This window comes from Streptomyces sp. NBC_00310 (assembly GCF_036208085.1).
In the GTDB taxonomy this organism is placed as follows: Bacteria; Actinomycetota; Actinomycetes; order Streptomycetales; family Streptomycetaceae; genus Streptomyces.
This window is the reverse complement of sequence record NZ_CP130714.1, coordinates 8,506,425-8,532,210: the sequence shown is the minus strand read 5'-3', so window position 1 is coordinate 8,532,210 and position 25,786 is coordinate 8,506,425. Positions and strand designations below refer to the sequence as shown.

The following is a 25,786-nucleotide window of genomic DNA, read 5'->3' as shown; positions in this document are numbered from 1 at the left end:
TTCGGACCGGGGCGTCCTCGCGTCACCCCGCACAGGTGGGGCGCGGCGGTACCTGGCGGCGCCGAGTCGCGTGCTCCTCCCCGACGGCATTCGCCCATCTCCCCGTCCCCGGCATATCGTGGAATTCCCGGTGATACGGGACGGCTCGAAGGGGGTCGTCATGGTCGAAGAGCTGGTCATAGCCGCCGCGGCGGTCGGCTCCGCCGCCGCCGTGTACGTCGCGGCCGCGGCCCGAGTCGTCAAACAGTACGAACGGGGCGTGGTCTTCCGTCTGGGCCGCCTGCGCGGCGAGCCCAGAACCCCCGGTTTCACCATGGTCGTCCCCGGCATCGACCACATCCGCAAGGTCAACATGCAGATCGTGACGATGCCCGTCCCGGCCCAGGAGGGCATCACCCGCGACAACGTCACCGTCCGCGTCGACGCGGTCGTCTACTTCAAGGTCGTCGACGCGTCGAACGCGGTCGTGCGGGTCGAGGACTACCGCTTCGCCGTCTCCCAGATGGCGCAGACCTCCCTGCGCTCGATCATCGGCAAGAGCGATCTCGACGACCTCCTCTCCAACCGCGAGAAGCTCAACCAGGGCCTGGAGCTGATGATCGACAGCCCCGCCGTGGAGTGGGGCGTCACCATCGACCGCGTCGAGATCAAGGACGTGTCCCTCCCCGACACCATGAAGCGCTCCATGGCCCGGCAGGCCGAGGCCGACCGCGAACGCCGCGCCCGCATCATCAACGCGGACGCGGAGCTGCAGGCGTCGAGGAAGCTCGCGGAAGCCGCCAAGGAGATGTCCGAGCAGCCCGCCGCCCTCCAACTCCGCCTGCTGCAGACCGTGGTGGCGGTGGCCGCCGAGAAGAACTCCACCCTCGTCCTGCCCTTCCCGGTGGAACTGCTCCGCTTCCTGGAACGAGCCCAGGCGGGACCGCCGGACACCGCACCTCCGCGGCCCCACCCGTCTCCCCCGCCCCCTCCCTCCCCACCCCCTCCGACCGAGTGACACGGAGCCGACTCCTCCGTCTCCCTCTCTGCGCGTGGTTCACGTGGCCGTGACCACGTGATACACACAGGCGGGTCACATCCTGTCCGCCAACAGGAAGGTATTCCCGTGTCAGTGACCCGCCGTCAGGCCCTGGCCCGCTCCGGCGCCCTGGGCGCAGGCATCGCAGGCATCTCGTTCACCGGAGCCCTGTCCGAACTCTTCGCGGGCACGGCCGCCGCGCAGAGCGGCCTCGGCCACTCCGGCTACGGCCCCCTGATCCCCGACCCGAACGGCCTGCTCGACCTGCCGAAAGGTTTCCGCTATCAGGTCCTGTCCCGAGAGGGAGACCCCCTCCGCTCCGGCGAGGGCCAGGTACCCAGCAACCACGACGGAATGTCCGCCTTCCCCGGCAGACGCGGTGGTGCTCGCGTCGTGCACCTCGTCCGCAACCACGAGAACCGCCACACCGGCCGTATCCCGGTCCCCGCGGTCGAGGGTCTCACCTACGACCCGATGGCCAAGGGCGGCTGTACGTCCCTGACGCTCGACGCCCGCGGCAAGGTCCTCTCGGAACGCGTCGCCATCGCCGGCACCGCCGTCAACTGCGCGGGCGGCCCCACCCCTTGGGGCACCTGGCTGACCTGCGAGGAGAACGAGGACAAGGCCGGCACCAACGGCTACACCAAGGACCACGGCTTCATCTTCGAGGTCGACGCGGCCGACCCGCACCGCTCGGGAGCCGTACCGCTGACGGCGATGGGCCGCTTCCAGCACGAGGCGATCGCCGTCGACCCGAAGCGCGGAGTGGTCTACGAGACGGAGGACGCCTTCGAGCGCCCCTTCGGCCTCTTCTACCGCTTCCTCCCCGACAAGCCCAAGGGCGGCCTCGGTTCACTGCGCGCGGGCGGCCGCCTCCAGGCGATGCGCGTCCCGGGCGTACCCGACCTCTCCCCCATCCAGGACCCCGGAGCGTGCTTCGAGGGGATCGAATGGGTCGACGTCCCCGACCCCCTGGCCACCCAGACCGCCATCCGCCACCAGGACTTCGGCCCCAAGGGCATCACCCACGCGCAGAAACTGGAGGGCTGCTACTGGGGCGGCCGCTGCGTCTACTTCGTCTCCTCCTTCGCCCGCAGCGCGGACGGCTCCGCCGCCGACCACTACGGCCAGATCTGGCGCTACGACCCCGACCACCGCACCCTCACCCTGGTGATCGCCTTCGGCCCCGACACCGACCTCCAGCTCCCCGGCGAATCCCCCGACAACATCTGCCTCGCCCCCACCGGCGGCCTCATGGTCTGCGAGGACGGCAACGGCGCGCAACACGTCTACGGCGTCACCCGAAAGGGCGCCGTCTACGCCATGGCCCGCAACGCCCAGAACATCGGCACCCCGGACGAGCCGGAGTGGGGCGAGTTCGCAGGCGTCACCTTCTCCCCCGACGGCGACACGATGTACGTCAACTGCTACGCCCCGGGGACGACGTTCGCGGTGACGGGGCCGTGGCGTCGCTCATGACCGCCTGACCCTGTGATCGTGGGCGCGGACAGACCGATCGGCCGAGCGGTCACCGCGCCCACCGGCAGGGAGCAACGGAGTCCGGCAGGCCACGAGGGCTCCCCAAAGGACAATAGGCAAGAAATCATCAAAATGTCATGCTCGCAGCATGAAACGGACCGCCACGCTGGCATGCGCCGTACTCACCACCACGACACTCCTGTCCGGCTCCGCGCAGGCGATGCCCGCCCCGGTGAAGCCGAACCCCTGGGACAAGCGCGTCCATTGCACGGCGACGGACCCCGACGGGCGCAAGATAGTCACCCGCATGGGCAACTCTGCATTCGGCTGGAAGCACTTCACCTACCGCCACAACATCCGCGTCTGTAAGATCCTGACCGCCGCCATCAAGGGCAAGGTCGACCACAACGACCACCACGGTCGACTGGAGTACGACGGCGTCGCCATCCGCACCGGCAGCCAGCCGCAGCAGGTCCGCTTCAAGGTCATCGTCCAGTACTCGCGCTACACCAAGGACAAGAAGTACGACGCCGGCAAGGGTCAGAAGATCGGTGTCATCAACGCCTACTGTCGCAACCAGCCCAACAACAAGTGCCCCGCATGGATGAACAAGTGACGCACTCCGAGGACCGGGAGCAGCAGGCGGCCGTCAGTCGTCTGCTGCTGTACTACCTGAACGCGCCCCTCTCCGCAGGCTGCCGCCTGCTCGGTGTGCTGCCCGCCCTGGGCGCCGTACGGATCGCCGTCCACGCCGGTGACGACGCGGACGGCATCACCTTCCTCTACGAGATCCCCCACGACGTCGTGGCCCCCGCGTACATCCCCGGCATCCTGCGCACCACCCTGGCCGGAACCCAGCTCTACAGCAGCGACGCCATCGGTGACGTCATGGGGATGACGCTGATCCGCCTCCACCCGGAGCGGATCACCCCCGCCCCCGAGTCCGAACCGGACCGGGCCCTCGGCGTCCTGCGCGCCCTGTCGGACCCCGGCGACGACGAGGACCCCTTTCTGATCGGCTTCCTGATGCGGGGCGAGGGCCTGCTGCGGCTGTACGTGCGGCACCCCGACGGCACGGGTGTCATCGGCGCCGACATCCGTCTCACCGACGCCCTCACCGCCCTCATCGCCTCACTCCCCTCGCTCGTGGAGGAAGAGCAACGGCACCGGTCCAGCCCCGACGACCCGCACTGCGATCTCCTGGTGGACCTCACCGACTGGTAGAGGTGGTGTGCGGCGAGCATGTACGGCACCGGGTCGTACATGCGTGTTCGATGGACAGTACGCGTAACCGTTCGTGACTCTGGGTGAGTTGATCGTGGGGAGATCCGACTCACCCGGAGGTGGCCGAGCATGAGCGTCGACTGGGAACCCGACCCGTCCGACAGCCTGAAGACGTTCGGGGCGTTCGTGCAGGCACTACGGGAGCATCACGGACATACGCGGGAGCAGTTCGCGCCACTGGTGCGGTTCAGCGTCCACACGGTCGCCTCGATCGAGCTGGGGCGGCGGATGGCGGACGAGGTGTTCGTGGAGCGGGCGGATCAGGTGTTGGGTGGCACGGGGGCGCTGTTGAGGGCGGCGAAGCACGTGTCGCGACAGCCAGGGCTCGCGTCGTGGTTCCGCCGGTGGGCGCAGTTGGAGCGGCATGCGGTGAGCCTCTGCACGTACGAGTGCCGGTTGATCCCAGGGCTGTTGCAGACGGAGACGTACGCGCGGGATCTGTTCAACAACCGTGTTCCGCCGCTGTCCGACACCGAGTTGGAAAGCAGGCTGACGGCCCGCACGGACAGGCAGCGGCTGCTCCGGGAACGGCCGCACACGACCTTCGACTTCGTCATCGAGGAGGCCGTCTTCATGCGGCGACTGGGTGGGCGGGAGGCCACCCGCAGCCTCTTCGATCATGTGCTGGCTGTTTGCGAACTCCGCCAGGTCACCCTTCAGATCATGCCTGCCGACAGCGAGCACCACGCGGGCCTGGCCGGTCCCATCCGCCTGCTCGAAACGCCGGACTGCAAGCGGTACGCGTACTCCGAGGGGCAGGAGACCGGCCGCCTGATCGCTGACCAGAAAGACGTCGCCGCACTCTCGATGCGCTATGCGAGACTGCGTTCACAGGCCCTCTCCCCACAGGACTCCATGGGCCTGTTGGAGCGAATGCGAGGAGCGCTATGAGCACCGCTGAACCGGTCTGGTTCAAGAGCAGCTACAGCAGCGATCAGGGCGACGACTGCGTCGAAGTCGCCACCCTCCCCTCCACCATCCACGTCCGCGACTCCAAGCTCCCCGTCAGCCCCGAGCTGACCCTCTCCCCCGCCGCCTGGACGCCCTTCATCGGCCAGGCGGGTGACTTCGGGCCGGACTCCCTGCCATCCCGCAGCTGAACCGACTATCCGCTGATCCCACCGCCGTACTTTCGTACGGTGATCAGTCCTGTACGAAGCATCACCGCGCTCTGCGCACTCGGCGCACTCGGCGCCGCCCTCGCCGCCTGCGGCACTCCGCACGCCTCGACGCGCATCGTCAACGCCACCGCCAGCCCCTCGGCCGCGTCGGTGCCCCGGCCGCCCACGCTCGCGCCGGGCCCGGCCGGGCTGACGCCGGTGTTCGAGCACGGCCTTCGGAGCCGCACCGACAAGACCGTGGCGCTCACCTTCGACGCGGACATGACCGCGGATCAGGGGGACAGGGCCGCCGCGGGTGAACGGTTCGACAATCCGCAGCTGATCGCCGCGCTGCGACAGCTGAAGGTTCCGGCCACGGTGTTCATGACGGGGCGGTGGGTCGAGGAGTATCCGATCCAGGCGCGGTCCATCGGGCGGGACCCCCTGTTCGAGGTCGCGAACCACTCGTACAGCCATCACGCCTTCACCGAGAACTGCTACGGCCTGCCGACCATGGCCCCGGAGCGCATGCGGGCGGACCTGGAGCGGGCCTATCGGGTCTTCCGTGAAGCGGGGGTCCGGGACCCCATGCCGTACTTCCGGTTTCCCGGCGGCTGCTACGACGGCCGCGCGCTGCGGCGGCTGAGCGCGTCCGGGGTGACGGCGGTGCAGTGGGACGTGACGAGCGGGGACGCGTTCGCGACGGACGCGGACGACGTGGTGCGGGACGTGCTCGACGGCGTGCGGCCGGGATCCGTCGTGGTCATGCACTGCACGCACAGTGCCGCGCCGGTCACGGAGAGGGCAGTACGGAAGATCGTGCCGGCGCTCCGGGCACGCGGGTTCCGGTTCGTGAAGGTGTCGGAGCTGGTCGGGACCACGGCGGCGACGGCAGCGAGGGCGGCGGCACCACGCTGAGCCGGCCCCCGCGCGGTCGCTCTACGCTGGACATATGAGCGATTACCGCGGATCCGAACCGACGACGGCGGAACCGTCCCCGACCGCTGGACCGTCCCCGACCGCGGCGCGGACCACGGCCGACGGCCCGCCCTTCGCCGACTGCGTGCTGTGCCAGAAGCCCACCGAGTACCCGGAGTCCCACAAGGGGATCACCCTGTGCCCGGTGTGCGCATGGCGGGAGGCCGAACGGACCGCCTGCTCCGGCTGAAGCGCCGGCCGCCCGTTCAGGCGGAGCGGCGGGTCGTCAGGGCGCAGGCCACGGCGGTGGCGGCGGCCGTGAGGAGCCCGGCCGCGATCAGCGGCAGGACCGGGACCGGGATCGTCGCGTGCCGCGAGCCGTCGACCAGGGCCGTGACCGCCGCCCGGGCCGGGGAACCGGCCACCACCAGGGCCAGCAGCGCGCCGAGCAGGAGGGCGGGGACGGCCCGGCCCGGCGAGCGCAGCAGCGGCCAGTTCGTGAGCGCGCCGACGGCCGTGCCGAGGAGGGCGCAGACGAGCACGGCCAACAGGCCGGCGCCGCCCGCCGGGAGTGCCTCGACGCGCGTCTGATGGTCCGTGCTCGTGGGAGCGCTGATGATCGTGACAAGGACTGTGGCCGCCGTGCCGAGGAGCGCGGCCGCCGAGAACGCGACCAGGACGCAGGCCAGATGCGCCCGGCCCGGTCCGGCCGCCGCACCCGTACAACTGCGGGCGGCGGGCGGCTCGTTGGTGACGCAGATCCGCATCAGCCACGCGGCCACAGGCAGCAGCGCGGCGGCCGTGTAGCCGAGGGAGTCGAGCACGGGCTGTCCGCGCTGCACGCCGATGGCCAGGAACGCCGCGTACAGGATGACGGGCGGCAGCCAGCGCTGGGAGCGGACGAGGAGGGCTGCCTGGTAACGGAGGAGGGCGGTCATCAGGAGCTTTCCACTTCCAGTTCCAGTTCCTTTTCCAATTCCGGTTTCTGTTCCTTTTCCAATTCCGGTTTCTGTTCCGGTTCCCGTTCCGGTTCGGCCAGGGCCGCGGGTTCCGGGCCCACGCTCACCACGTGCCACGGGGGCCGGGCCCCCAGCAACGCCCTGAGCAGCGTGTCCGAGACGGCCTGCGGGACGGTGAACCGGTGTGCCCCGGCGGCCGTTTCCTCGACGGACGTGGCCAACTTCCGCACCCCGTCGGGGATGTGGGCGCCCGCCGTCCCACGCCCCTCGACGACGACAGCGGCGGAGACGGGGACGGGGACAGTACGGAGGTTGAGGGCACCCCCCACCACCGCGTACGTCGCGTCCGGCGTCCCCGCCAGCCGCCGCGGGTCATGGTCGACGAACACCGCCGTCGCCCCGGCAGCGGTCCGCTCGGCCACCACCCGCTCCAACTCCTCACGGGCGTCGGTGTCCAGGCCGGTCCACGCCTCGTCGAGGACGAGCAACTCCGGTTCGGCGAGCAGGGCCTGGGCCACGGCGACCTTCTGGCTGCTGCCCTTGGAGAGCTCCGCCATCGGCGTACGGGCGTACTCGGCGGCCCCGAAGCGCTCCAGCCACTCGGCGGCGGCGCGGGCGGCGGCCGGTCGGTCCAGGCCGTGGACGGCACCGAGGTGGGTGAGGTACTCGGCGGCGGTGAACGGCAGTGCGGCGGGGAAGCGTTCGGGGACGTACGCCGTCCGCGGGCGCCCTGTCACCCGGCCCTCCGTGGGCGCGTCCAGCCCGGCGAGGACGCGGAGCAACGTGGACTTGCCGGTGCCGTTCGCGCCCTCCACCCGGATCAGGGCGCCGGGGGCGATCTCCAGGTCGACGCCGCGCAGCACCCAGGCGCCACGGAACCCGTAACGGCGGCCGACACCCTCCAGCCTCAGCGGTAACTGACGTTCCATGCCCCCATCCTCGTACAACCGAACGAGTACGTGTCGAGGGAACACATCTTTCGCCTGGCAGACTGGGCGGGTGACCACGAGCGACCCGACCCCCGACCCCGCCCGAGCCCCCACCGGCTCCCAGGACAGCCCCTTCCAGGACGAGCGGACTCCGCGCGACGACGCCCCGCAGTTCGTGCTGCCCCTGGTCGCGCGCATCGAGCGGGCCGCTCCCCCGGCGCGTACGGACGCGTTGGAGACGGCGGCGCGGGCCGTGCTGGTGATGCTGAGCGACCCGCGGTCGGTGGGCGACGGGGAGTGGGCCGAGGCGATGCGGAGCTGGCAGGACGCCCGGATCCGGAAGGTGGTCCGGCGGGCGCGCGGCGCGGAGTGGCGGCGGGCCGAGGCGCTGCCGGGGATCACCGTGGCGGGCAAGTCGGCCGAGGTGCGCGTCTTCCCGCCGGTCCCGCTCGACGGCTGGCCCAAGGACCTGGCCCGTCTCCAGGTCTCCGGCACGGACCTCGACGACCCGGAACCGCCGGCCGGTCCCGACCCCGCCGCCCCGGTCCTGTGGCTGAACCCCGAGGTCGACATGTCGGCGGGCAAGGCGATGGCCCAGGCCGGTCACGGCGCCCAGCTCGCCTGGTGGGACCTCGACGGCGCGGCCCGCGCCGCCTGGCGGGACGCGGGCTTCCCGCTCGCCGTCCGCACCGCCGCCCCCGCCCACTGGCGGGACCTCACCACCGCCGGCCTCCCCGTCGTCCGCGACGCGGGATTCACGGAGGTCGCCCCGGGCTCCTGCACGGTGGTCGCGGACCACACCGCGTTGCGTTCTTGACCCACCATCCGCCCCGATTACACGACTTTCAGATCACAAGCCTGCACCGAACGAAAGCAGACGGAAATATTTCGACCGCTTTGGTCGATGAGGTGTGAGCGTCAAGCCGAGTGGAATAGAAACCGGGCATCGTCATCATTCCGCCCGCAACGGGCTTGATGCATCGGGGGGCGTCATCAGCATTTCCTTGTTCCGGAGTTCGGCGATTTCGGCACTGCTCGCTCTGCTACTCGCACTCCTGCTCGGCGGATGCGGTAACGACGGTTCGTCCGGCGGTGATTCCGGGGACGACGATTCAGGATCATCGGTCGGCGAGACCGTGGAGTCCACGGATCCGATCCAGAGCGACGAGCCGACGGAAAGCGTTCCCGAAGAGGAGGAAGAGGGGGAAGAAGAGGTCGAACCCCCTCCCGAGGAAGAATCCATCACCGGCCAGGTGCCCGAGGAACTGGTGGGTGAGTGGGACGGGGACGGAGAGGGCTCCGCCCGGGTCGACAAGATCACCTTCTTCGGCGACGGGACCGTGAGTCTGCTGTACAACAACCGCCAGGTACTGGAAGGACCGGCGGTCGTGGAGGACTCACGGATGACCCTCTACGTCCCCGGTGGGCCGATCATCTACGAGAGCTGGTACATCGAGCGACCCGACATCGGAAACGAATACGGCTACGCATTCGAGTCCCTCATGCTGGACGGCGTGAGTTACGTACGCCAGATCAGTTGATCCGCATTCACGAAAAGAAGGGGCGGCCATGAGTGATCGGTTCACGGCGGTGGATGAAGATCTGGTGCGTGAAGTGACCCGCATCGTGGTTTCCGAAGTCGCACCCCAGGAGATGGTCCTCTTCGGAATGAACAGCCGGGCCTATTTCCGCGACCCCGTGGGAACGCTGAAAGCGGCGGCAGGTGACGGCGGCGGGTCGAAGGAGAGCATGCTGGGCGCCGGCGGCGCCGAGGTCGTCGTCCTGCTCACTCCCTTCGCCCTCGCGATGGTGCAGGGCGCACTCTCCTCGTTCGTCGGAGCGTTCGCCGCGAACCTCGCCGACGGCAGCGGCACCGCCGTACGGACATGGCTCGGAGGCCTGTTCGGACGGGGCGACGGCGAGGCCGACGCCGAGACGGACGGCGTGCTGACACCCGACCAGGTGGAGTGGCTGCGCGAGGAGGCGTACCGCACTCTGTTGAGGGCCGAACTCAGGGAGACGCAGGCCCGGTTGCTGGCGGACGCCCTGGCGGGCGCGGCCCGCGTCCGCCGGTGACCTGCCGGAGGCCTGGTGTCGTCCGCCCCGCCCGACCCGTTCGCGCTGCCCAGCGGCGCCAAGTTCCGCTTGGCCCTCGTCGTCACCGCTCTGCTGGGGACGACGGCCTTCATCCACAACCTGCTCTATTTCACGTTCTCGCCCGACGGTGACCGGGCCGTCGCGGTCTACCAGCGGTGCGCGGCGGCCCCGGAGGGTCAGCCACCCGCGACGGACCCCCTCTCCTACACCCGAGGCTTCCTGTCCTGCATCGCCCCGTACGAGCGGGAGAAGGCGTGGTGGGTGCTCGGCGGGATCCTGCTGCTGGCGTCGACGGCGGCGGCGATCTACGTCCTGCTGCCCTGGTTCCTGACGCGTCACAGGCGGTTGGAGCCCCTGTCACCTCATGACCCCGACCAGGCCCCGCTGCTGGCGCTGCTGCACGCCCTGTGCCGCGAGGCGGGCCTGCCCCGGCCCCCGGAGTTCTGGGTGAGTGGCATGGACGACCGCAAGGTGGACGCGTTCACCTTCGGCCGGAGCGGCCGGTACCGCGTGGCGCTGGCCCAGGGCACGGTGGCCTCCTTCGGCCTCGCCCCGCAGCGTGCCCGTGCCGTCGTCCTGCACGAACTGGCGCACCTGCGGAACAAGGACGTCGACGTCACCTACCTCACTGTCGCCCTGGCCCTGGCCTTCGTCCCCACCGGACTGCTGCCGCTCGCCGTCGCGCTGATCGGCACACCGGCCCACAGCGTCCTGTCGGTGACCTGGCGTTCCCTGGTGCTGGTGGCCCTCGTCCGGGTGACCTGCGTGTCCGTGCTGCGGATGCGTGAGTACGGCGCCGATGTGCGGGCGGCCGTCTGGGGCGCGGGGCCGGGGCTGCTGGACGTGCTCGGTACCGCGCGCGGTAGGCCCGTTCCCTGGTGGCGCCGCGGGCCGCTGGCCGTGCACCCGTCCGCGGCCGCGCGGGCCGCCGAGATCGTGCGGCCGCAGGAGTTGTTCCGGCTCCGCTTCACCGAGTGCTTCGCCGCCGGTCTGGCCGTCTCGGTCGCCGCGAGCGGACTGCTCACCCTTCTGTGGCTCGTGCTCAACCGGCTCGACGCCCTCGACGCGCGCTGGACGGTCGTGCTGCTGTGCGTCCCCGCCGCCCTCGCCGTGATCGGACTGGGTGTCTGGCGCGCCGCCCTGTTCGGCGGTGGCACCCGGGTGGTCCTCCTGCCGGCGCTGGGCCTCGGTCTCGGGCTGGTCGTCGGCGTGCCGCTCGCACCCCAGAGCGGCATCGTCCTGACGGACCGACCCCTCGTTCCGGGACCGGCGGCAGTGGTGTGGTCCCTCGCGCTGTGCGCGCTCATGGTGGCGCTGTCGGCGTGGCTCTCCCGGTCGGCGGCGCTCTGGCACGCCACCGGGGAGCGCCCACCGAGAAGGGCGTGGCAAGCCGGGCTGCTCGCCGCCGCGCTTCCGTTCGCGGTGCTCCTGAGCGGATGGATGCTGCTGTACGACGCCGGCGACGCACTGGGCCCCGTCCACGACTCCGCCCGGGAGTTGTACGCCCTCGCCGACGCCTCCGCACCGGTGGGTCCCTACTGGCTGTGGGCCCTCGTCGAACACCCGCTGACACTCCGGTTCGCCCAGTGGACCCCGCTCGTCATGGCCATGGCCGCGGTGTGGCTGCTCCCGGTCGCCGCACCGTGGCGCCGCCGGCCTTCGTACGACACCGGGTGGGCTCGGCATGTGCTGCTGACGAGCACCGCCACAGCCGCCGCTTTCGCGTGGTTCCAGCTCCTGGAACGGGTGCTGCTGCGTGAGGGCGTGAGCCAGGCGGTGCGCGGGCAGGACGGTTTCCTCCTCGCGTTCACGTACTGGCAGATCGGCGCCGCGATGCTGCTCCAGGGGATCGCCGCCGCCGTGACGGTCCGAGTACGCCGCCACGACCGGCTCGCGATTCCGTTCGCCCTGCTGACCGCCTTTCTCACCGGCTCCCTGCTGACGGTGGTGTTCTTCGCCGGGGTCCTCCTGGCCGGCTGCGCCGACGCACTCGCCATCGTTCCGAGCCGGTGCGCGCTGGACCTTCCGCCGTCCCTGATCCGCGACACGCTGCTGCGGATTCTGACCGGCGGGTTCCTCTGCGCACTCGCGGGCGCGGCGGCCTCCCGCGCCCTGTCCCACCTCCGGGACGAACGTCCCCCCGGCGCGCCACTTCTCCGCGCACCGCACGTACGACCCACGCCGTCGGTGCCGTCGGTGCCGTCGGCCCCGCTTGTCCCGCCGGCACCGGCCGTACCACCGCCCCTCTCCCTGTCGGCCGTTCCTCCGCGGTCCCCTCACCCACGTCCGGCACTGCTCGACCGGCACCTCACCATCGCTCTGGCCTGTGTCCCGGCGGCTCTCGTCGTGGCATTCGCGCTCATCGTCGGCCCCCTCGGACAGGCGTCCGGCGCCGATGCCACCGGCGCGTCCTCGGCGGCGGCCTGCCGGAAGTTCGACGAGTTCCTCGGAGCCACGGGCTCCCTGAGCCCGGCCGAGGCCAACAGCCGGCTCTTCGAAGCGGTACAGCTCGCCCTGCAGGCGGGCGACACCCCACTCGCCACCGCTTTCCAGGGGCTGTTCGCCGCCGCCCGGGACGGGGATGCCGAGCGGTTCGGCGCCCTGACCGACACCATCGCCGACCGGTGCGCCGCGGAGGGGGCCCCTCTGGAGAGCCTTGCCCAGCGAACGGGTCACCGACCGGCGCCTGTTGCGTCCCGTCCGCCCGAGCCGCCCGTCCTCAGCCGGTTCAAAGGTCGTTGAACAACACCGGCACCCCGCACGTACTTCCCGGTACTGGCCAAGTAAATGCCCCAACGACCAGTTGGCATCATCCGGGAGGATCACTTTGCGGCGTCTCAACGGCTCGCTCATCGCCAGCCTTGCCCTCGTCGTCACCGTCGGCGCGCTGGCGTTCCCCGTATGGTCCTACGCCGACCGCTCGGGCACCGCCCAGGCCAACATGGCCTCCAGCACCGTGAACACCCAGTGGGGGCCGCTGACGGCCGCCGACCGGGACCTGATCGTCCGTGTCCGTCTCGCGGGACTGTGGGAGCTGCCTGCCGCCGAGCAGGCCATGCAGCGGTCGAAGAGCCCGGAGGTCAAGGAAGCCGCGGACCACCTGATCGTGGGCCACAAGGACCTCGACGAGCGGACGCGGGCCGTGGCGTCCCAGCTGGGCGTCGAGCTGCCGAACGTGCCGAACGCGCAGCAGCAGGGCTGGCTGCAGCAGATGAGCAACGCCACGGACGACCAGTACGACCGGGTGTGGGCCAACCTGCTGCGCTCCGCCCACGGCAAGATCTTCCCGACCATCGGGGCGATCCGGAACCAGACAGAGAACACCCTGGTGCGCCAGCTGGCCTCGGACACCAACCAGACCGTGCTCGACCACATCACGTTCCTGGAGAAGACCGGCCAGGTCGACTTCGACGCGATCGCCAACGGCACGATCTGACGCGGCCCCGGGTCCGGCCCCGAACGGGACCCCGACCCGACACACAGCGGCACCTCCGCACCCCAAGCAACAGTCAGTCCCCAACGATCAGTTGGTTTCCTCCGGGAGGCTCATTTGCGACGCTCCAAGGGCTCTGTCCTCGTCGCCCTGGCGATCGCCGGCACGCTCACCGCGGTCGCCTACCCCATCTTCTACTCGTACCCCAACCGCAACGCGACGGCCGCGGCCGCGCTCACCGGTGACACGGTGACCACGCAGTGGGGGCCGCTCACCCCCGCCGACCGCGACCTGCTCATCCGTGTGCGGCTGGCAGGTCTGTGGGAGCTGCCGGCCGGGCAGCAGGCGCTGGAGCGCAGCGGCAGCCAGGCCGTCAGGGAGGCCGCCGACCACCTGATCGTGGGCCACTCCGACCTCGACAAGCGGTCGCGGGTCATCGCGGCGAAGCTGGGCGTCGAGCTGCCGAACCAGCCGACGGCGGAGCAGCAGGGCTGGCTGGACCAGATGACCGCCAGCAAGACCGAGGCCGAGTACAACAAGACCTGGGCGAACCTGCTGCGGGCCGCCCACGGCAAGATCTTCCCGGCGATCGCCACCGTGCGGAACTCCACCCGCAACACGCTGATCCGCCAGCTGGCCTCCGACGCCAACCAGACCGTGCTGGACCACATCACGATCCTGGAGGGCACCGGCGTGGTCGACTTCGCGACCATCGCCGACAACTCGGTCAGCGGTACCGCCAGCCCGACCGGCCCGCCGCCGCCCGTCCCCGGTCAGCTGCCGCCCGCCGCGCCCCCCGCCGAGCCGTCCACCAACCCGGACGTGAAGTCGACGCCGTCGCCCTTCCAGTCGGGGCAGGTCCCCACCGGCCGTCCGGACCCGGAGGAGATCAACAAGGACCAGGGGCAGCCGCAGGTCCAGTAGAACGCTCGAACAGAAAGCTCAAATGTTGCTCTGAAGGTCCCCTCCACGGGGTTCGGCCCCGGCCGCCGGGGCCATGACTCCGTCACGCCGGAACACAGGTCCGCCGTAAGGAGACGCGGCTCGACGAGACGCAGTCCTGGTGCGGCCGTGGCCGACGTGACCGAGGAGGGGACGATGGAGCAGATCGCACAGTTGGGGACGGGGATCGGCTGGCGGCCGGAGATCGCCGACGCCGTCGAGCGCATGGCCGGGTCGGGGGGCGGTGTCGACTGGGTCGAGGTCGTCGCCGAGAACGTCTGTCCCGGCCACATCGCCGAGTCGCTGCTGCGGCTGCGCGAGCGGGGCGTCACGGTCGTGCCGCACGGCGTCTCCCTCGGTCTCGGCGGCGCCGACCGCCCCGACGAGCAGCGCCTGCGCTCCCTCGCCGAGCGCGTGGAGGCACTGGGCGCCCCCCTCGTCACGGAGCACATCGCGTTCGTCCGGGCGGGGGGCGCCCTCACCGCGTCGCCGCAGCTGGAGGCCGGGCATCTGCTGCCGGTGCCGCGCACCCGGGACGCCCTGGACGTGTTGTGCGAGAACGTCCGCATCGCCCAGGACGCGCTGCCCGTGCCGCTCGCCCTGGAGAACATCGCGGCCCTCATCAACTGGCCGGGCGAGGAGATGACCGAGGGGCAGTTCCTCTACGACCTCGTCGACCGCACCGGCGTCCGGCTCCTCATCGACGTGGCGAACCTCCACACCAACCACGTCAACCGGGGCGAGGACCCCGCGAAGGCACTCGACGAGCTGCCGGTCGAGGCCATCGCGTACGTCCATGTCGCGGGCGGCTTCGAGCGGGACGGGGTCTGGCACGACAGCCACGCCCACCCAGTCCCCCAGCAGGTCCTCGACGTCCTCGCCGACCTCACCTCCCGCGTGACCCCGCCGGGCGTCCTCCTGGAGCGCGACGAAAACTTCCCCGAGCCGGGCGAGCTGGAGCGGGAGCTGGGCGCGATCCGGGGGGTGCTGGAGAAGGCCGAGGTGCGGAGCCCCGGCAGGAAGGCGCCCGCGGCCGAGTCGACTGCCGTCGAGGAGGCCGAGCCCGTCGCCCGGCAGCGGCTCGGGCTCGCGCAGGCCGCGCTGCTGTCCGCGCTGGTCGCGGGGACGCCGGTGCCCGAGGGGTTCGACCGGGTACGGCTCGGCGTGCAGGCGCGGGCCCTCGCCGCCAAGCGGGCGGACGTCGTGGCGAAGGTGGCGCCGGAGCTCCCGGAGATCCTCGGCTCGTCGTACCGGCCGGCCTTCGTGGCGTACGCGCAGGGCCACCCGATGACCGACGGCTACCGGCGCGACGCGCTCTCGTTCGCCGAGCACGTGCTGCTCACGGGCCGCCCCCACGACGCGGACGTCCTCCGCGAGGTACGCCGGTGGTGGCTGGAGCGCTCGGGTCCCGCCCCGCTCTCCCAGCGCCCGACGGCCCGGCTGGCCCGCGCGACCCGCAGGGTGCTGCTACGCCGCTGAGCCGGGGTGTTCACCCGCAGATGTGCTGCGATTAACAAACCCGTGCCCCTCACACGGGTTCACCGCCCCTTGTGACACGTTTCAGCGCCATTCATCCACCCCTTCGCGTACCCCATCCGACGCGCTTTGCCCCCTCCTCAACCGTTCCTCCGCATACGGCAGTTGGCGTAGACCGGGCAGTAACATACCGGTCCGTAGGCCAATCAGCACCCGTTGCGCACTAGCGTGCGGTGCCGCGAGCAGGAGGCACCATGCGAACCACCAACGGCAGAGGGGGACTGTTCAGTGGCACAGGACTCATCGTCGCCGGACTGACGGCGACGCTCATCGCGCTGGTCTTCCCGATCTGGTCCTACGCGGACCGCTCGGGCACCGACGTCAGCGTGCTCAACGCGTCCACCGTGACGACGCGGTACGGTCCCTTGTCCGCCCTGGACCGGGAGTTCGTCACCAAGGTCAGGCTGGCGGGGCTGTGGGAGCTGCCCGCCGGGCAGCAGGCCGAGACCAAGGGCACCACCGAGGCCGTACGGACCGCCGGGGAGCATCTCATCGAGGGGCACACCGTCCTCGACGCCCGCGTCCGCGACGTCGCCGCGCGCCTCGGCCTGCCCCTGCCCAATCAGCCGAGCGACCAGCAGAAGGCGTGGCTGGACACCCTGACGGCGGCGCAGGGCGCGAATTACGACCGCGAGTTCGCCAACATCCTGCGCCTGGCGCACGGCAAGGTCTTCTCCGTCGTCGCCCAGGTCCGCGCCACCACCCGCAACTCGCTGGTCCGCGGCCTCGCCGACGACGCCAACACCACCGTCCTCGACCACATCAAGGTCCTGGAGGCCACCGGGCTCGTCGACTACGACGCGATCGCCCGCGACACCCTCGCCGCGGGCGCCCCGGCCCCCACCGGCTCCCCGGCCACGTCCGGCCCGCTGAACGACCCCGGCTCCCCCGTCCCGGTGACCCCGTCACCCACACCGACCACCCCGGCCCCGGCCACGTCCGCACCCCGCTACACCCTGCCGCCGGCCGCCAACGGGCCGGTGGAGGACGACGGCTGAGAGCCACCCGCCGGACCTGCTGGTCACGCGCCACCTGGTCACGCGCCATCCGGTCACGCATCACCTAGTGAGCTGGTCTTGAGTTCACGTCTCGCCACGTGAGTCGTGGTTCGTTTCAGATTTCGGCTTGGGCGCTGACAGCGGCTGGCGGTTGCGGTCTGCTGGTGGAATGGGGGACAGCAGGCTGCAACCGCTGGTGTTATCCGAGGACGAGCGGCTGGTGTTGCGGGGGTGGGCCAAACGGCGGACAACCGCGCAGGGCCTGGCCAAGCGGGCACGGATCGTGCTGGCCTGCGCGGACGGGCTGAACAACACCGCGGTGGCCGCGCGGCTGGACACCGATCGCGGGACCGTGAGCCGGTGGCGGACCAGATTTCTGCAACGCCGTCTCGATGGCCTGTCCGACGAGCCGCGTCCCGGCGTGCCCCGCACCATCACCGACGCCCAGGTGGAAGAGGTGGTGGTGCGCACGCTGGAAGAGGTGCCCGAAGGCGCCCCCCACTGGTCGAAGCGGGAGTTGGCCCGGCGGGTGGGGATCTCACCGACGAGTGTGCTGCGGATCTGGCGGGCCTTCGGGCTGCAGCCCTGGCGCACGGAGACCTTCAAGATCTCTCCGGAGCCGCTGCTGATCGACAAGATCCGTGACGTGGTCGGACTGTATCTCGCCCCGCCGGCGAACGCGGCCGTATTCGCGGTCGACGAGAAACCGCAGATCCAGGCCCTGGAACGGACAGCTCCGGTAGTGCCGATGATCCCGGGCACCCCGGAGCGCCGCAGCTTCGACTACGTCCGGCACGGCACCGTGGACCTGTTCGCCGCCCTGAACACCGCCACCGGCAAGGTGATCGGCAAACTGTCCGCGCAGCACCGGGCCGTGGACTTCCGCGACTTCCTCGACGAGATCGACCGCCAGACCGATCCTGGCCTGGCGGTCCACGTGATCTGCGACAACCTCTCCACCCACAAGGCACCGGTGGTGCACAAATGGCTGCTCGCGCACCCCCGGTTCGAGCTGCACTTCACGCCCACGTACTCGTCCTGGATCAACCAGGTCGAGCGGTGGTTCGCCGAACTGCAGCGGCGCTGCCTCGAACGCGGCGTGTTCTGCTCCCTCGACGAACTCAAGACCGCGCTCGAAGACTGGATCAAGACCTGGAACGAGGACGCCAGGCCGTTCAAGTGGACCAAGACAGCCGACCAGATCATCGACCGGATCTGCCGCTACTGCGACAGGATCTCCGGACCAGATCACTAGTCCGGCATCGCCACCACGACGTACACGCACGCGACGACCACGGCCGCGCAGACGACGACCGCGGCGATCAGCGCACAGCCGAGGGCCCCCAGCGTGCCGCCGATGGCCGACCAGCCGAACCGCGTCGCCCGCTCGGCCCGCCGGACCGCCTCCTGGTACTCGCTGTCGTCGTCCCAGCCGCGATCCGACATGATCACCCCCCGATCGGACCCTACAACGCGACAACTCGGCCGTCCCGCCGCTCGCGGGGCCTGGCCATTGCGGGGCCTGGCAATTGCGGGCCGCAAGGGCGAACAAACGGAAGAGACCGGGAACCTTCCCTCCGGATTAAGGACATCGCGCGCCACCGCCTCCGGCCGGCGCATACAAACACGCCATGCTCTGGGTCCTCTTCCTCCTCCTGGCCTGGGCCGCCGCCGGCGTGTCCTGTGCCCGACTGTGCCTGACCTCGCTGCGTGCGGCGGACGCCGACACCGACGTCCACGCGGACCACGCCCTGCCACCGGCTGACGCTGTACGAGGCGGCGTTCCTGTCCGGCGGCCCGGCGCGCGTCGCCGACCTCACCCTCGTCTCCATGGCCCGCCGGCGCCGCCTCCTCCTCGCCCACACCGGCTGGGCGACGGTCGTGGACCCGGACGGGCGCGACGAGATGGAACGCTCGGTCATCGGCGCGATAGGCCCCGGCGGGCAGTCCCGGATAGCGTCCGTACGGCGGAGCGCCGCGACCGCGGACCCCGTACGCCGCCTGTCCGACCGGCTCGTCGCGGCGGGCCTGGCCGTGCCGGAGGCCGTGCGCACGAGCGTCGCCGACGCGGTCACCCAGGTACGGGGCGCCGCGCTGGGCGTGTGCGGGTTGGGGGCGCTGGCGTTGATGCTGCCCTCGCAGGGCTTCGAGGAGCACCGCGTGCTGGTCGCCTTGTGGTTCGCCTTGCCGCTGGTGCTGACGCTCAGCTGTCTCGTCATCGTGCGGGTCGAGGGGCAGCCGTGTACGCGGTGGGCGTCCGCGGAGGGGGTGCGGGTGTTGGGGGCCGTGGTGGAACGGGGCGGGGGTGACTCGGCGGACCTTGTCTCGGTGGCCGTCCGGGGGGTGGGGGCGGTGGAGTCCGCCGCGTTACGGGCGGCGTTCGGCCATCGATAGCGCCATCGGCGTGGGCGGGTCGCGGGCTGCGGTTCGTTCGTGCTGATCGCGCGACTCCCCCGCGCCCCGGAAGAACACACGGGCGGCCGGTGCTTTACATTTGCCCCTTCTCACACGAAACATCCTTTTGTCGCTGTCGTGCTTCGGAGGGATCCTCGATGCGAGCTGCCGTTCTCTACGGGACTGTCGCGGCGGTGGTGCTGAGCGGCCTCGCCGCGCCCCCGGCCGGGGGCGACACGCGGACGAGTGGGCCGGCCGAGCGGGCCGCGGCCGAAGGCATCCGGTTCGGGAAGTGTCCGGCGGTGGAGGGGCTGCCGGACGGGGTGCGGTGCGGGACGGTCGAGGTGCCGCTCGACTACGCGCGGCCCAACGGCGAGCAGATCTCGCTGACCGTCAGCCGGATCGAGGCCACGAGGAAGGACGCGAAGGGGAGGAGGGTCGCCCGGCAGGGGGCGCTCGTGTTCAATCCGGGCGGGCCCGGGGCCTCCGGGATGTTCTTTCCCCTCGTCGGCACCCTCCCGGACTGGAAGCGCGTCGGCGCCGCGTACGACCTGGTCGGGTACGCCCCGCGCGGGGTCGGGCGGTCGGCGCCGCTGTCCTGCCAGGACCCGAAGCTGCTGCGCCAGGGGCCCTCACCCGCGCCGACGCACCCGTCGGAGGCGTACAAGAAGGAGCGGATCGCACGGGCCAAGGCGTACGCGCGGGCGTGCGCGCAGCGGGGCGGGAGCGCGCTGCGGCACTACCACTCCCTCAACAACGCCCGTGACCTGGACGTCCTGCGTGCCGCGCTCGGCGAGCCGCGACTGACGTTCATGGGGGCGTCGTACGGGACGTACCTCGGGGCGCTGTACGCGGCGCTGTTCCCCTCGCACGTACGCCGGATGGTCTTCGACTCGGCGGTGAACCCGGACCCCGCACAGATCTGGTACCGCAACAACCTCGACCAGTCGGCCGCGTTCGAGGAACGCTGGGCGGACTTCCGGGCCTGGGTCGCCAAGCACCACCAGGTGTACGGGCTGGGCGACACCCCGGACAAGGTGCTGCGGAGTTACGAGCGGGCGGCGGCACGGCTGGCCACCCGGCCCGCCGGCGGCAAGGTCGGGCCGGGGCAGTTGCAGGGCGCGTTCCTGCAGGCCGCGTACTACGACGACTACTGGCCGCAGCGTGCCCTGGCGCTCTCCGCGTACCTGAAGGGCGACCCGAAGCCGCTGGCCCGGATCGCCGGTCCGTACCCGGAGGCGGCGGTCGAGCAGGAGAACACCCGCGCCGTCTACACGGCCGTGGAGTGCAACGACGGGCCCTGGCCGACGCGGTGGCGGGACTGGGACCGCGACAACACGCGGCTCGCGCGGACCGCGCCCTTCGAGACGTGGGACAACGTGTGGACGAACCTGCCGTGCGCGTACTGGGGCGGGCCGCGTCAGCAGCCGCTCGACGTGCGGACCGGGCCCGGTGAGCTGCCGCCCACGCTGATCCTCGCGGCCGAGCGGGACGCGGCCGCGCCCTATGAGGGAGCGATCGAACTGCACCGGCGGCTTTGGGGGTCGGTGCTGGTGACCGAGCGGGACGCCGGGAATCACGGGGTCTCGGGCGGGCCCAACAAGTGCGTCAACGGGTACCTGGAGGCGTACCTGTTGGAGGGGCGGGTGCCCGAGCGGAGGGCTGCCTGCGCGCCGCGGCCCGAACAGAAGCCCCACGCTCCGCGGGTCGGGGCCGCGGAGCGGCTGCGCGTCGGTCGTGGCTGATCGCGCCCGCGCGGCGGAGCCGCGTCGGTGACGGCCCCGCGCCTCTGACGGGGCTCAGGCCAGGCCTGCCACCAGTTCCGCGACCGACTTCCTGCGGCCCGTGTAGAACGGGACCTCCTCCCGGACGTGCATGCGGGCCTCCGAGGCGCGGAGGTGACGCATGAGGTCGACGATGCGGTAGAGCTCGTCGGCCTCGAAGGCGAGGAGCCACTCGTAGTCGCCCAGTGAGAAGGACGCGACCGTGTTGGCGCGGACGTCCGGGAAACCGCGGGCCATCTTGCCGTGGTCGGCGAGCATGCGGCGGCGGTCCTCGTCGGGCAGCAGGTACCAGTCGTAGGAGCGGACGAAGGGGTAGACGCTGACGTAGTCGCGGGGCGTCTCGTCGGCGAGGAACGCCGGGATGTGCGAGCGGTTGAACTCGGCGGGGCGGTGCAGCGCCATGTTCGACCACACCGGGGTGAGCGCGCGGCCCAGCTTCGTGCGGCGGAAGAGGTTGTACGCCTCCTGGAGCTGGTCGGCGGTCTCGGCGTGCCACCAGATCATGAGGTCGGCGTCGGCGCGCAGGCCCGACACGTCGTACGTGCCGCGGACGGTCACGTCCTTCGCGGCGAGCTGGTCGAACAGCTCCTGGACCTCGTCGGCGTAACCCGCGCGGTCCTCCGGCAGCACGTCCTTCAGCCGGAAGACGGACCACAGCGTGTAGCGGATGACCTCGTTGAGGTCCTTGGCCAGCTTGCCCTTGTTCGGGATCCGGCCGGACTCGGTGGTGGGGGCGTCGTCACTCATGGTCCTATTCTCCCGCTCCGCCGTGCGGGCTCTGCACCGGGTTGGCGGTGAGATCCCGCACCGCGCGCAGGTCACCGTGGATCTGGTCGACCGCGGCGGCGGCACTCGCGATACAGGCCGGGATGCCCACGCCGTCGTACGCCGCGCCGCAGACCGCGAGGCCCGGCAGCTTCCCGACGTGTGCGCGGACGCGGGCCACGCGCGCGTGGTGGCCGACCGGGTACTGCGGCAGGCCGTCGTCCCAGCGGGTGACGCGGGTTTCGAGGGGCGCCGCGGACAGGCCGGTGGCCTCGCGCAGGTCCGTTCTCGACACGTCCACGAGGTGGGCGTCGTCGTGGTCCAGGATCGCCGTCTCGCCGTACCGGCCGACCGAGGTGCGCAGGACCAGCAGGTCCGGGTTCTCGTCCGCGATCCAGCCCCACTTCTGGGAGGCGAAGGTGGACGCCTTGATCGTGCGGCCGTCGACCGGCGGCACCAGGAAGCCACTGCCCTCGGGGAGGGTGACGCCGGCACGGCGGTAGGCGAGCGTGACGAGGGCCATCGAGGCGTACTCGACGCCGGACAGCTCGGCGGCGGCCTCCGGGGCCTCGGCGCGCAGGAGGCCGGCGGCGACCGGGGCGGGGACGGCCACGACGACCGCGTCGGCGTGCAGGACACGGGTCCCGACGCTTCCGGCACCTTCTGTGACGACACGCCAGCCGCCCGAGGCTTCGCGGCGCAGCTCCGTGACCGGCGTCCGGGTGAGGATCTCGGCGCCGCGTGACCGCACCGACTCGGCCACCGCGAGCGGCAGCCGGCCCACGCCGCCCTCGATGCCCATGAAGACCGGCCCGGTCTGCCGGGCGGCGGCCGCACGCTCCTGGATCTCCCGGACGGCCTCGGTGAGGGAGGTGTGGGTCAGGGCGGCCTGGAAGAGCTGCGGGACGGCCGAGCGCATCGAGATGCGGTACGCGTCGCCCGCGTAGACGCCGCCGAGCAGGGGTTCCACCAGGCGGTCGACGACCTCCCTGCCGAGGCGGGCCGCCACGTACTCCCCCACCGCCACGTCGTCGCCGATCTCGGTGCGGGGCAGGTCGGCGTCGCGCTCGATACGGGCCAGGCCCTCATCGGACAGGACCCCGGAGAGGGCGGACGCGGCGCCGGGGACGCCCATGACGTGCCCCTTGGGCATCGGCCGCAGGGCGCCCCGGGTCCAGAGCGAGGCCGTGGCGGTGGCGGGCGGCTGGAGCCGGTCGGCGAGGCCGACCTCGCGCGCGAGGGCGACCGCCTCGGGGCGGCGGGCCAGCATCGACTCGGCGCCGAAGTCGACGCGCGCGCCCGCGATCTCGCCGGGCAGCAGCTTGCCGCCGACCCGGTCCGAGGCCTCCAGGACGGTCACTCTCGCACCCCGCTCCAGCAGTTCGTGCGCGGCGGCGAGCCCCGCGATCCCGGCCCCGATGACGACGACATGCCCGGCGTCGCGCCCGACGTCCGTACGTGATCCGCTCATGGCTCCACCCTCTCAGATGTCACTGACAGTCATGACGCCGGTCCCACCGTGGGACCGTCCGCCCCTGTGGCCTCGCCGAGTCCCGACCGTGACCGCTTCGGGACCGGATCCCGCCAACGTTCCGGCCCCCTCCCGCGTCGAAGAATCGTCAGCAAGGCGGGCAAGCACGCCTGCCACGACCCTCGGGGGGTACGCCGCAATGGCCGAAACACACGTACGACGTTCCCGGCGGCCCGCAGGGGCCCTGGCCGCCCTGTTCCTCGCCGCCGCCCTGGCCCTCACGGGCTGCGGTGCCGGCGACGACGGGGCGCGGATGAGCAGCGGGGCGGACTCCAAGAGCCAGGTCGACGACTCGGCGGCCCTGCAGGAGGGCGCCTTGAACGGCGAGAGCGGCAGCGGCAACGACCGGAGCGGCGGCAAGGCCGCCGACGCACCCACCCGCATCGCCGTGAGCCACATCATCCGCACCGCCACCCTGACCGTGCGGGTCAAGGACGTTCCGACGGCCCTGGACGAGGCCCGCACCACCGTCGAGAACGCGGGCGGGTTCATCGGCGACGAGTCCACGACCCGTGACGGCAAGGACCGCGAACGCACCCGGGTCGTCCTGCGCGTGCCCAGCGAGAAGTACGACGAGGTCCTCACCGAACTGGAGGGCACCGGGAAGCTGATCGAGCGCAGGACGAAGGCCGAGGACGTCACCGACCAGGTCGTCGACGTGGACAGCCGCATCAAGACGCAGCAGGCGAGCGTGGCCCGGATCCGCGAGCTGATGGACCGGGCGACCAAACTCAGCGACGTGGTCACCCTGGAAGGCGAGTTGAGCAGCCGTCAGGCCGACCTGGAGTCGCTGCTCGCCCAGCAGAAGTCCCTGAAGGACCGCACGAGCCTCGCCACCATCACGCTCTCCCTGTCCGAGACCGCGGTGAAGAAGGCCGTCGAGGACGACGACCCCGGCTTCATGGACGCGCTGGCGGGCGGCTGGAACGCGTTCGTCGCCGTGTTCCGCTGGCTGGGCATGGCGCTCGCCGCGATCCTTCCCTTCGCCCTGGCCACGGCCCTCGTCCTGCTCCTGTGGTTCCGCTTCGCCCGCTCCCGCCGGCCCGCACCGGCGACGGCTCCCGAGGGCACCGCCGGTTCGCTCCCGGCCGCCGCACCCGAGAAGCCCGAGAAGGATGAGATGGACGAGCAGGACGAGCAGGACTGACGGCCGGTCGGACCGAAGGCGCCCGGCCCGAAATGCGGGACGCCCGTAGCGTGTTCCCATGAACATGAGCCGCGGTGAAGAACGTTCGAGGGAACGCCTGGTGGTCGTCGGAGGCGACGCGGCGGGCATGTCCGCCGCGTCGCAGGCACGCCGGCTGCGGGGCCCCGGGGATCTGGAGATCGTGGCGTTCGAGCGGGGCCACTTCACCTCCTACTCGGCGTGCGGCATCCCCTACTGGGTGGGCGGCGACGTCCCCGAACGGGACCGGCTCATCGCCCGCTCGCCCGAGGAGCACCGGGCCCGTGACATCGATCTGCGCATGCGTACGGAGGTCGTGGAGATCGATGTCGAGGGCGCCCGCGTGCGCGCGCGGGACCTCGACTCGGGCACCGAGTCCTGGACCGCGTACGACAAACTGGTCATCGCGACCGGCGCCCGCCCGATCCGCCCCGACCTGCCCGGCGTCGACGCCCCCGGGGTGCACGGCGTGCAGACCCTGGACGACGGCCAGGCCCTCCTCGACACCCTGACCGCCACCGAGGGCCGCCGCGCGGTGGTCGTCGGCGCGGGCTACATCGGTGTGGAGATGGCCGAGGCGCTCATCAACCGGGGGTACGAGGTCACGGTCGTCAACCGCGGCAAGGAGCCCATGTCGACCCTCGACCCGGACATGGGCCGCCTGGTGCACAAGGCCATGGAGGGCCTGGGCATCACCATGGTCGACGACGCCGAGGTCACCGCCCTGCGCACCGGCGAGGACGGCCGCGTCCGCGCGGTCGCCACGGAGGACACCGAGTACCCGGCGGACGTGGTGGTGCTGGGCATCGGCGTTCGCCCCGAGACGGACCTCGCGAAGGCGGCGGGGCTGCCCCTGGGCGACCACGGCGGCCTGCTGACCGACCTCGCCATGCGTGTCCGGGGCCACGAGAACATCTGGGCCGGCGGCGACTGCGTCGAGGTCCTCGACCTGGTCTCCGGCCGCCTGCGCCACATCCCGCTCGGCACCCACGCCAACAAGCACGGCCAGATCATCGGCGCCAACGTCGGCGGCGGTTACGCCACCTTTCCCGGCGTCGTCGGCACCGCCGTCAGCAAGGTCTGCGACCTGGAGATCGCCCGCACCGGCCTCCGGGAGAAGGACGCCGACCGGGCCGGCCTCCGGTACGCCAGCGTCACCATCGAGTCCACCAGCCGCGCCGGCTACTACCCCGGCGCCGCCCTCATGACGGTGAAAATGCTCGCCGAACGCCGCACCGGCCGCCTGCTGGGCGTCCAGATCGTCGGCCGGGAGGGCGCGGGCAAGCGGGTCGACATCGCGGCGGTGGCCCTGACAGCGGGCATGACGGTTGAACAGATGACCGCCCTGGACCTCGGTTACGCCCCGCCCTTCTCCCCGGTCTGGGACCCGATCCTGGTGGCGGCGAGAAAGGCGACAGCGGCGGTGCGCTCGGGCTCTTGAGGGGCGCGGGGAA

Annotated in this window: 25 protein-coding genes and 1 pseudogene; 21 read left to right on the top strand and 5 right to left on the bottom strand. The window is 71.4% G+C overall.

Features of this window, described 5'->3' with window-relative positions; genetic code table 11:
- Positions 1-160: 160 nt before the first annotated feature.
- The 8 genes from OG202_RS37360 to OG202_RS37325 all read left to right on the top strand — a co-directional run bounded on the left by OG202_RS37360 (position 161) and on the right by OG202_RS37325 (position 6,049).
- Positions 161-997 (top strand): slipin family protein, encoded by an 837-nt coding sequence (locus tag OG202_RS37360; protein WP_326575736.1) that lies wholly within the window; start codon positions 161-163, stop codon positions 995-997.
- 114 nt (positions 998-1,111) lie between these two features.
- Complete coding sequence (locus tag OG202_RS37355; RefSeq protein WP_328224762.1) at positions 1,112-2,497, top strand: alkaline phosphatase PhoX; 1,386 nt, start codon at positions 1,112-1,114, stop codon at positions 2,495-2,497.
- A gap of 148 nt (positions 2,498-2,645) precedes the next feature.
- On the top strand, positions 2,646-3,113 hold the full coding sequence (locus OG202_RS37350) for a hypothetical protein (RefSeq protein WP_327727367.1): 468 nt from the start codon (positions 2,646-2,648) through the stop codon (positions 3,111-3,113).
- Entirely contained in the window at positions 3,098-3,721 is a 624-nt protein-coding gene (locus OG202_RS37345; RefSeq protein ID WP_328224225.1) for a hypothetical protein, read from the top strand. The genes OG202_RS37350 and OG202_RS37345 overlap by 16 nt, the downstream gene beginning before the upstream one ends.
- 129 nt (positions 3,722-3,850) lie before the next feature.
- Entirely contained in the window at positions 3,851-4,672 is an 822-nt protein-coding gene (locus tag OG202_RS37340; RefSeq protein ID WP_326575742.1) for a helix-turn-helix domain-containing protein, read from the top strand.
- Positions 4,669-4,881 (top strand): DUF397 domain-containing protein, encoded by a 213-nt coding sequence (locus OG202_RS37335; protein ID WP_327727370.1) that lies wholly within the window; start codon positions 4,669-4,671, stop codon positions 4,879-4,881. The genes OG202_RS37340 and OG202_RS37335 overlap by 4 nt, the downstream gene beginning before the upstream one ends.
- A 39-nt stretch (positions 4,882-4,920) precedes the next feature.
- Complete coding sequence (locus OG202_RS37330) at positions 4,921-5,799, top strand: polysaccharide deacetylase family protein (protein WP_328224224.1); 879 nt, start codon at positions 4,921-4,923, stop codon at positions 5,797-5,799.
- A gap of 34 nt (positions 5,800-5,833) precedes the next feature.
- Complete coding sequence (locus OG202_RS37325) at positions 5,834-6,049, top strand: hypothetical protein (RefSeq protein WP_328224223.1); 216 nt, start codon at positions 5,834-5,836, stop codon at positions 6,047-6,049.
- A gap of 16 nt (positions 6,050-6,065) precedes the next feature.
- Here the strand turns inward: OG202_RS37325 and OG202_RS37320 are convergent, their stop codons facing one another.
- Entirely contained in the window at positions 6,066-6,737 is a 672-nt protein-coding gene (locus OG202_RS37320; protein WP_327727372.1) for an ABC transporter, read from the bottom strand.
- The gene (locus OG202_RS37315) at positions 6,737-7,687 is read right to left on the bottom strand and encodes an ABC transporter ATP-binding protein (protein WP_328224222.1); all 951 of its coding nucleotides are present in this window, start codon (positions 7,685-7,687) and stop codon (positions 6,737-6,739) included. The genes OG202_RS37320 and OG202_RS37315 overlap by 1 nt, the downstream gene beginning before the upstream one ends.
- A 70-nt stretch (positions 7,688-7,757) precedes the next feature.
- On the opposite strand from OG202_RS37315, the gene OG202_RS37310 reads away from it, so the two are divergent.
- From OG202_RS37310 to OG202_RS37270, 9 genes are all read left to right on the top strand, one after another.
- Entirely contained in the window at positions 7,758-8,504 is a 747-nt protein-coding gene (locus OG202_RS37310; RefSeq protein ID WP_326575753.1) for a peptidyl-tRNA hydrolase, read from the top strand.
- 94 nt (positions 8,505-8,598) lie between these two features.
- Positions 8,599-9,228 carry a hypothetical protein gene (locus OG202_RS37305; RefSeq protein WP_327727374.1) on the top strand — a complete coding sequence of 210 codons (630 nt, stop codon included), beginning with the start codon at positions 8,599-8,601 and terminating at the stop codon, positions 9,226-9,228.
- A gap of 28 nt (positions 9,229-9,256) precedes the next feature.
- Positions 9,257-9,763, top strand: coding sequence for a hypothetical protein (locus tag OG202_RS37300; protein ID WP_327727375.1), 507 nt, complete (start codon positions 9,257-9,259; stop codon positions 9,761-9,763).
- 15 nt (positions 9,764-9,778) lie between these two features.
- The gene (locus tag OG202_RS37295; protein ID WP_328224221.1) at positions 9,779-12,526 is read left to right on the top strand and encodes a M48 family metalloprotease; all 2,748 of its coding nucleotides are present in this window, start codon (positions 9,779-9,781) and stop codon (positions 12,524-12,526) included.
- Between the two features lie 85 nt (positions 12,527-12,611).
- Complete coding sequence (locus tag OG202_RS37290) at positions 12,612-13,220, top strand: DUF4142 domain-containing protein (RefSeq protein WP_327727377.1); 609 nt, start codon at positions 12,612-12,614, stop codon at positions 13,218-13,220.
- 114 nt (positions 13,221-13,334) lie between these two features.
- Positions 13,335-14,141, top strand: a complete 807-nt coding sequence (locus OG202_RS37285; protein ID WP_326575763.1) for a DUF4142 domain-containing protein — start codon at positions 13,335-13,337, stop codon at positions 14,139-14,141.
- A gap of 174 nt (positions 14,142-14,315) precedes the next feature.
- Positions 14,316-15,638 carry a DUF692 domain-containing protein gene (locus tag OG202_RS37280; RefSeq protein ID WP_327727378.1) on the top strand — a complete coding sequence of 441 codons (1,323 nt, stop codon included), beginning with the start codon at positions 14,316-14,318 and terminating at the stop codon, positions 15,636-15,638.
- 251 nt (positions 15,639-15,889) lie between these two features.
- Complete coding sequence (locus tag OG202_RS37275) at positions 15,890-16,693, top strand: DUF4142 domain-containing protein (RefSeq protein WP_326575767.1); 804 nt, start codon at positions 15,890-15,892, stop codon at positions 16,691-16,693.
- 169 nt (positions 16,694-16,862) lie between these two features.
- Positions 16,863-17,948, top strand: coding sequence for an IS630 family transposase (locus OG202_RS37270; protein ID WP_328224220.1), 1,086 nt, complete (start codon positions 16,863-16,865; stop codon positions 17,946-17,948).
- Here OG202_RS37270 and OG202_RS37265 read toward each other — a convergent pair.
- Complete coding sequence (locus OG202_RS37265) at positions 17,945-18,139, bottom strand: hypothetical protein (protein WP_327727380.1); 195 nt, start codon at positions 18,137-18,139, stop codon at positions 17,945-17,947. The genes OG202_RS37270 and OG202_RS37265 overlap by 4 nt on opposite strands.
- 185 nt (positions 18,140-18,324) lie before the next feature.
- Between OG202_RS37265 and OG202_RS37260 the strand changes: the two are divergent.
- Both OG202_RS37260 and OG202_RS37255 read left to right on the top strand, forming a co-directional pair.
- Positions 18,325-19,087 (top strand): annotated as a pseudogene (locus OG202_RS37260) (TIGR04222 domain-containing membrane protein).
- 158 nt (positions 19,088-19,245) lie between these two features.
- Positions 19,246-20,832 (top strand): alpha/beta hydrolase, encoded by a 1,587-nt coding sequence (locus tag OG202_RS37255; RefSeq protein WP_328224219.1) that lies wholly within the window; start codon positions 19,246-19,248, stop codon positions 20,830-20,832.
- 54 nt (positions 20,833-20,886) lie between these two features.
- On the opposite strand, the gene hemQ is transcribed toward OG202_RS37255, so the two are convergent.
- Both hemQ and hemG read right to left on the bottom strand, forming a co-directional pair.
- A complete protein-coding gene (gene hemQ, locus OG202_RS37250; protein WP_326575773.1) occupies positions 20,887-21,618 on the bottom strand; it encodes a hydrogen peroxide-dependent heme synthase in 732 nt (243 codons plus the stop codon).
- 4 nt (positions 21,619-21,622) lie between these two features.
- Positions 21,623-23,107: a protoporphyrinogen oxidase gene (gene hemG, locus OG202_RS37245; RefSeq protein ID WP_328224218.1), complete on the bottom strand. Its 1,485-nt coding sequence runs from the start codon at positions 23,105-23,107 to the stop codon at positions 21,623-21,625.
- Between the two features lie 199 nt (positions 23,108-23,306).
- On the opposite strand from hemG, the gene OG202_RS37240 reads away from it, so the two are divergent.
- Positions 23,307-24,314 carry a DUF4349 domain-containing protein gene (locus tag OG202_RS37240; RefSeq protein ID WP_328224217.1) on the top strand — a complete coding sequence of 336 codons (1,008 nt, stop codon included), beginning with the start codon at positions 23,307-23,309 and terminating at the stop codon, positions 24,312-24,314.
- Positions 24,315-24,372: 58 nt separating this feature from the next.
- Positions 24,373-25,773 (top strand): FAD-dependent oxidoreductase, encoded by a 1,401-nt coding sequence (locus OG202_RS37235; RefSeq protein ID WP_328224216.1) that lies wholly within the window; start codon positions 24,373-24,375, stop codon positions 25,771-25,773.
- The last annotated feature ends 13 nt before the right edge of the window (positions 25,774-25,786 follow it).

Coding starts and splice junctions, on each gene's coding strand:
- OG202_RS37360 (WP_326575736.1), top strand. CDS start 161: ATGGTCGAAGAGCTGGTCATAGCCGCCGCGGCGGTCGGCTCCGCCGCC.
- OG202_RS37350 (WP_327727367.1), top strand. CDS start 2,646: ATGAAACGGACCGCCACGCTGGCATGCGCCGTACTCACCACCACGACA.
- OG202_RS37345 (WP_328224225.1), top strand. CDS start 3,098: ATGGATGAACAAGTGACGCACTCCGAGGACCGGGAGCAGCAGGCGGCC.
- OG202_RS37340 (WP_326575742.1), top strand. CDS start 3,851: ATGAGCGTCGACTGGGAACCCGACCCGTCCGACAGCCTGAAGACGTTC.
- OG202_RS37335 (WP_327727370.1), top strand. CDS start 4,669: ATGAGCACCGCTGAACCGGTCTGGTTCAAGAGCAGCTACAGCAGCGAT.
- OG202_RS37325 (WP_328224223.1), top strand. CDS start 5,834: ATGAGCGATTACCGCGGATCCGAACCGACGACGGCGGAACCGTCCCCG.
- OG202_RS37320 (WP_327727372.1), bottom strand. CDS start 6,737: ATGACCGCCCTCCTCCGTTACCAGGCAGCCCTCCTCGTCCGCTCCCAG.
- OG202_RS37315 (WP_328224222.1), bottom strand. CDS start 7,687: ATGGAACGTCAGTTACCGCTGAGGCTGGAGGGTGTCGGCCGCCGTTAC.
- OG202_RS37300 (WP_327727375.1), top strand. CDS start 9,257: ATGAGTGATCGGTTCACGGCGGTGGATGAAGATCTGGTGCGTGAAGTG.
- OG202_RS37280 (WP_327727378.1), top strand. CDS start 14,316: ATGGAGCAGATCGCACAGTTGGGGACGGGGATCGGCTGGCGGCCGGAG.
- OG202_RS37275 (WP_326575767.1), top strand. CDS start 15,890: ATGCGAACCACCAACGGCAGAGGGGGACTGTTCAGTGGCACAGGACTC.
- OG202_RS37270 (WP_328224220.1), top strand. CDS start 16,863: ATGGGGGACAGCAGGCTGCAACCGCTGGTGTTATCCGAGGACGAGCGG.
- OG202_RS37265 (WP_327727380.1), bottom strand. CDS start 18,139: ATGTCGGATCGCGGCTGGGACGACGACAGCGAGTACCAGGAGGCGGTC.
- OG202_RS37255 (WP_328224219.1), top strand. CDS start 19,246: ATGCGAGCTGCCGTTCTCTACGGGACTGTCGCGGCGGTGGTGCTGAGC.
- hemQ (WP_326575773.1), bottom strand. CDS start 21,618: ATGAGTGACGACGCCCCCACCACCGAGTCCGGCCGGATCCCGAACAAG.
- hemG (WP_328224218.1), bottom strand. CDS start 23,107: ATGAGCGGATCACGTACGGACGTCGGGCGCGACGCCGGGCATGTCGTC.
- OG202_RS37240 (WP_328224217.1), top strand. CDS start 23,307: ATGGCCGAAACACACGTACGACGTTCCCGGCGGCCCGCAGGGGCCCTG.
- OG202_RS37235 (WP_328224216.1), top strand. CDS start 24,373: ATGAACATGAGCCGCGGTGAAGAACGTTCGAGGGAACGCCTGGTGGTC.